This is a genomic window from Pseudomonas delhiensis (genome assembly GCF_900187975.1).
Taxonomy (GTDB): Bacteria; Pseudomonadota; Gammaproteobacteria; order Pseudomonadales; family Pseudomonadaceae; genus Pseudomonas; species Pseudomonas delhiensis.
The window spans coordinates 1-6,362 of record NZ_FZPC01000061.1 but is presented as its reverse complement, the minus strand read 5'-3'; the positions used below and the strand labels follow the sequence as shown (position 1 = coordinate 6,362).

At 72.8% G+C, this 6,362-nt stretch carries 1 protein-coding gene; it reads left to right on the top strand.

Going from position 1 to position 6,362, the window contains the following annotated elements:
* A partial coding sequence (locus CHC02_RS29635; RefSeq protein ID WP_141137709.1) for a non-ribosomal peptide synthetase occupies positions 1 to 6,362 on the top strand: 6,362 nt, incomplete at both ends.

Here is a 6,362-nt window from a genome sequence, read left to right as displayed (position 1 = left end):
GCCCGCTATCGCGCCGACGGCGTGATCGAATACGCCGGCCGCATCGATCACCAGGTGAAGCTACGTGGTCTGCGCATCGAGCTGGGCGAGATCGAAGCGCGACTGCTGGAGCACGCGCTGGTACGCGAAGCAGCGGTGCTGGCCGTGGACGGCAAGCGGCTGGTCGGCTACGTGGTGCTCAATACCGAGCAGGATGACTGGCGTGAAATCCTGGCCGCGCATCTGGCCAGCAGCCTGCCGGAATACATGGTCCCGGCGCAGTGGCTGGCCCTGGAGCAGATGCCCCTGAGCCCCAATGGCAAGCTCGACCGCAAAGCTCTGCCCAAACCCGACGCGACCGTGGCCCAGGCCGACTACGTGGCACCGCGCAACGAGGTGGAGCAGCGCCTGGCGGCCATCTGGCAGGACCTGCTGGGCCTCCCCCAGGTCGGCCTGGACGACAACTTCTTTGCCCTGGGCGGCGACTCCATCGTCGCCATCCAGGTGGTCAGCCGGGCGCGCCAGGCTGGGCTGCAGCTGAGCCCGCGCGACCTGTTCCAGCACCAGAGCGTGCGCGGCCTGGCCCAGGTGGCCAAGCCCCTGGCGGCCGCCGCGGTGGAACAGGGCCCGGCCCAGGGCGAGGCGGCCCTGGCGCCGGTGCAGCACTGGTTCTTCGAGCAGGCCATTCCCAACCGCCGGCACTGGAACCAGTCGCTGCTGCTGCAGGCCCGCCAGCGCCTGGACGGCGAGCGCCTGGAGCGCGCGCTGGCGCGCCTGCTGGCGCATCACGACGCCCTGCGCCTGCGTTTCCGCCAGGCGGACGGCGCCTGGCAGCAGGCCTACGCCGAGCAGGCCGAAAGCCCGCTGTGGCGGCGCCAGGCCGATTCGCCCGAGGCGCTGGCAGCGCTCTGCGAAGAAGCCCAGCGCAGCCTTGACCTGGAAAACGGCCCGCTGCTGCGCGCGTTGCTGGTGGACCTGGCCGACGGCGGTCAACGCCTGCTGCTGGTGATCCACCACCTGGTGGTGGACGGGGTGTCCTGGCGCATCCTGCTGGAGGACCTGCAGCACCTGTACGAACAGCCGGACGCCGGCCTGCCGCCGCGCAGCAGCGCCTACCAGGCCTGGACCCGCCAGTTGCACGAACAGGCGCCGCGGCGCCTGGGCGAACTGGCCTACTGGCAGGCGCAACTGGCCGACGCCCCGCGCAGCCTGCCTTGCGACAACCCGCAAGGCGCGCTGGAGAACCGCCACGAACGCAAGCTCACCCTGACCCTCGACGCCGAGCGCACCCGCCAGTTGCTGCAGGAGGCCCCGGCGGCCTACCGCACCCAGGTCAACGACCTGCTGCTGACTGCCCTGGCCCGGGTGGTGTGCCGCTGGACCGGCGACGCCAGCCTGCTGGTGCAGCTGGAAGGCCACGGCCGCGAGGACCTGGGCGGCGGGCTGGACCTGAGCCGCAGCGTCGGCTGGTTCACCAGCCTGTTCCCGCTGCGCCTGACGCCGGCCGCCGATATCGGCGCCTCGATCAAGGCGGTCAAGGAACAACTGCGCGGCGTGCCGGACAAGGGCGTCGGCTACGGCCTGCTGCGCTACCTGGCCGGCGACGAGGCGGCGCAGGCCCTGGCGGCGCTGCCGCAGCCGCGCATCACCTTCAACTACCTGGGCCGGTTCGACCGCCAGTTCGACGCAGCCGCCTTGCTGCTGCCGGCCGCCGAAAGCGCCGGCCAGGCCCAGGACCCGCGCGCGCCCCTGGCCAACTGGCTGAGCATCGAAGGCCAGGTCTACGGCGGCGAGCTGAACCTGAGCTGGGCGTTCAGCCAGGAAATGTTCGAGGCGGCCAGCGTGCAGCACCTGGTGGACGACTACGCGCGCGAGCTGCAGGCGCTCATCGACCACTGCCGCGACCCGCGCCACGCCGGGGCGACGCCCTCGGACTTCCCCCTGGCCGGCCTGGACCAGACGCAGCTGGACGCGCTGCCGCTGGACCTGGTCGCGGTGCAGGACATCTACCCGCTCTCGCCCATGCAGCAGGGCATGCTGTTCCATAGCCTGCACGGCCAGGCCGGCGACTACGTGAACCAGCTGCGCATGGACATCGGCGGCCTGGACGTGGCGCGCTTCCGCGCCGCCTGGCAGGCCGCGCTGGACGCTCACGACAGCCTGCGCAGCGCCTTCCTCTGGGCCGACGGCTGGGCGCAGCCGCTGCAGGCCGTGCTCGGCGGCCTGCAGGTCGACCTGCGCCTGGCGCCCGCGGGCAGCGACCCGCAGGCCCTGGCCGAGGTCGAGCGCGAGGCCGGCTTCGACCTGGCCTGCGCACCCTTGCTGCGCCTGCTGCTGGTGCCCCTGGCCGATGGACGCCTGCACCTGATCTACACCTACCACCACATCCTCATGGATGGCTGGAGCAACGCCCAGCTCCTCGCCGAGGTGCTGCAGCGTTACGCCGGCCAAACACCGGAAGTGGCGCCGGGCCGCTACCGCGACTACATCGCCTGGCTGCAGGCGCGCGACCTGGACGCCGCCGAGGCCTTCTGGCGCGAGCAACTGGCCACACTGGCGGCGCCCACCCGCCTGGGGGGGCGCGAGCACTCCGATGCCACAGGGCAGGGCGAGCACCTGCACGAGCTGGATGCCGCCACCACGCGGCGCCTGACGGCCTTCGCCCAGGCCCAGCGAATCACCCTCAACACCCTGGTGCAGGCCGCCTGGTCGGTGCTGCTGCAACGCCACGCCGGCCAGCCGACGGTGGCCTTCGGCGCCACCGTCGCCGGCCGTCCCGCCGAGCTGCGGGGCATCGAGGGGCAGGTCGGGCTGTTCATCAACACCCTGCCGGTGGTCGCCACGCCGCAGCCGCAGCAGACCGTAGCGGACTACCTGCAGTGGCTGCAGGCGTCGAACCTGGCCTTGCGCGACTTCGAGCACACCCCGCTGTACGACGTCCAGCGCTGGGCCGGGCAGGGCGGCGAAGCGCTGTTCGACAGCATCCTGGTGTTCGAGAACTTCCCGGTGGCGCAGGCCCTGGGCCACGCGCCCGCGGGCCTGAGCTTCGCCATGGCGGGCAACCACGAGCAGACCAACTACCCGCTGACCCTCGGCGTCACCCTGGGCGAGCGCCTGGCGCTGCAATTCGTCTACGCTCGCAACGCCTTCGACGCCGCCACCATCGCCAGCCTGGAGCGCCAGCTGCGCCAGGTGCTGGTGCGCATTGCCGAGGCGCCGCAGCTGTGCCTGGGCGAGCTGACCCTGCTGGACGCCGGGCAGCGGCGCGAAGCGCTGCGCGACTGGCAACAGCCGCTGCAGGAGCTGCCGCAGGACGGCGTGGCCGCGCGCTTCGCCCGCCAGGCCGCCGCCACCCCGGACGCCGTGGTACTGGTCCAGGGCGACGCGCAACTGACCTACGCCGAACTTGAGGCCCGCGCCGAGGGCATCGCCCGTGGCCTGCGCGCCCATGGCGTAGGTGCCGAAAGCCTGGTGGCGATCGCCGCCGAGCGCTCCTTCGCGCTGGTGGCGGGCCTGCTGGGCATCCTCAAGGCCGGCGCCGGCTACCTGCCGCTGGACCCGGAGTACCCGGCGCAGCGCCTGGCCTACATGCTGCGCGACAGCCGTGCGGCCTGGCTGCTGCACGACGCCGGCGCGGCGACCCGCCTGCCGCAGCTGGAAGGCATCGAGCGCCTGGCCCTGGACGACGCCGACTGGCAGGCGCAGGCCGGGGCCGAAACGCTGCCGCCGGTGAACGGCGGGCAACGGGCCTACGTGATCTACACTTCCGGCTCCACCGGCCAGCCCAAGGGCGTGGCGGTGAGCCAGGCGGCGCTGGCCGGGCATTGCCTGGCGGCGGCGAGCGCCTATGGCGTGGGGCCGCGGGACTGCGTGCTGCAGTTCGCCTCCATCAGCTTCGACGCCGCCGCCGAGCAGCTCTTCATGCCGCTGCTGGCGGGCGCCAGGGTGCTGCTCGGCGCGGCCGGGCAATGGAGCGCCCAGCGCCTGGCAGACGAGGTGGAGCGGCACGGGGTGAGCGTACTCGACCTGCCGCCGGCCTACCTGCAGCAACAGGCCCGGGAACTGCTGCGCAGCGGCCGCGAGATCGCCGTGCGCGCCTGCATCCTCGGCGGCGAGGCCTGGGATCCAAGCCTGCTGGAGCAGGGCGCGGTACGGGCGCAGCAGTGGTTCAATGCCTACGGCCCCACCGAAGCGGTGGTCACGCCCCTGGCCTGGCGCTGCCAACTGCCGATGGCCGCGGCCCCGGCCATTGGCCGGGCCCTGGGCGCGCGCCGCGCTTGCATCCTCGATGCCGCCCTGCAGCCTTGCGCGGTGGGCATGGTCGGCGAACTGTACATCGGCGGCGACTGCCTGGCCCGCGGCTACCTCGGGCGAGCCGGGCAGACCGCCGAACGCTTCGTCGCCGACCCCTTCGCCGCCGACGGCGCGCGCCTGTACCGCACCGGCGACCTGGCGCGCTACCGCGCCGACGGGCAGGTCGAATACCTCGGGCGCCTCGACCAGCAGGTGAAGATCCGCGGCTTCCGCATCGAGGTCGGCGAGATCGAGAGCTGCCTGCTGGCCCACCCGAAGGTGGCCGAGGCGGCCGTGCTGGCCCTGGACGGCGCCAGCGGGCCGCAACTGGCGGCTTACCTGGTGGCCACCGGCGGCGAGGTGGGTGAAGCATGGCTGGCCGAGGTGCGCCAGTGGGCCACGGAGCGCCTGCCGGCGCACATGCTCCCGGCAGCCTGGCAGCCGCTCGCCGGCCTGCCGCTGAACGCCAACGGCAAGCTCGACAGCAAGGCCCTGCCCAGGCCGGACCTGGAGCGCCGGCAAACCGGCGAGGCGCCGCAGGAGGGGCTGGAGCAGCGCGTGGCGGGCATCTGGGAGGAACTGCTGGGCGTCGAGGGCATCACCCGCGACGAGCACTTCTTCGAACTGGGCGGCCATTCCCTCAGCGCCACCCGGGTGATCTCGCGCCTGCGCCAGGAACTGGGCCTGGACGTGCCGCTGCGAAGCCTGTTCGAACAGCCGACCCTAGCCGCGTTCTGCGCCGCCCTGGCGCGCCTGGAAGGCCAGGCCGCGCCGAGCCTGCGTCCGCTGCCCAGGGGCGGCGAGCTGCCGTTGTCCCACGCCCAGCAGCGCATGTGGTTCCTCTGGCAGCTGGACCCGCAAGGCGCCGCCTACCACCTGCCCAGCGTGCTGAACATTCGCGGAGCGCTGGACCTGGCGGCCCTGCAAGGGGCCTTCGACTGGCTGGTACGGCGCCACGAGAGCCTGCGCACCCGCTTCGAGGCCGTGGATGGCCGGGCGCTGCAGCGGGTATCGCCGGAGCTTTCGCTGCGCCTGATGGTGCAGGACTGCGCCGGCCTGGACGATGACGCCCTGCGCCAGCGGGTGGCGGAGGCGATCCGCCAGCCCTTCGACCTGGCCAGCGGCCCGCTGCTGCGGGTGTGCCTGCTGGATCGCGGCGGGGACGAGGCCGTGCTGGTGGTCGTCCTGCACCATATCGTCGCCGATGGCTGGTCGATGCAGGTCATGGTCGACGAGCTGCTGCAGGCCTACGCCGCCCTGCGCCGCGGCGAGCAGCCGGGCCTGGCGCCGCTGGCGCTGCACTACGCCGACTACGCGGCCTGGCAGCGCGCCTGGCTGGACGGCGGCGAGGGCGAGCGGCAGCTGGCCTACTGGCGCCAGCGCCTGGGTAGCGAGCAGCCGCGGCTGGAACTGCCTGCCGACCACCCGCGCCCGGCCCAGGCCTGTGGCCGTGGCCAGCGCCTGGAGCTGGCGCTGCCCGCTGCACTGGGCAAGGCGCTGCTGGCCAGCGCCCGCCGCGAAGGCGTCACGCCGTTCATGCTGTTGCTGGCTTCGTTCCAGTTGCTGCTGCAGCGCTACAGCGGCCAGTCCGACATCCGCGTCGGCGTGCCCATCGCCAACCGCAACCATGCCGGGACCGAGCGCCTGATCGGCTTCTTCGTCAACACCCAGGTGCTGCGCAGCGAAATCGACGGCCGCCAGGACGTCCGCCGCCTGCTCGGCCAGGTGCGCGAGACGGCCCTGGGCGCGCAGGCGCACCAGGACCTGCCGTTCGAGCAACTGGTGGATGCCCTGCAGCCCGAGCGCAGCCTCAGCCACAGCCCGCTGTTCCAGGTGCTGTACAACCACCAGAGCGACGAGCGCCAGGCCGCGGAAGTCGACGGCCTGCGCATCGACAGCTTCCCCTGGGAGGGCGCCACGGCGCAGTTCGACCTGGCGCTGGACACCTGGGAAAGCCCGGCCGGCCTGGGGGCCGCGCTGACCTATGCCACGGATCTGTTCGAGCCGGCGACCATCGAGCGCATGGCGCGGCACTGGCAGAACCTGCTGCGGGCGATGATCGAGAACCCGCAACAGGCGGTAGGCGAACT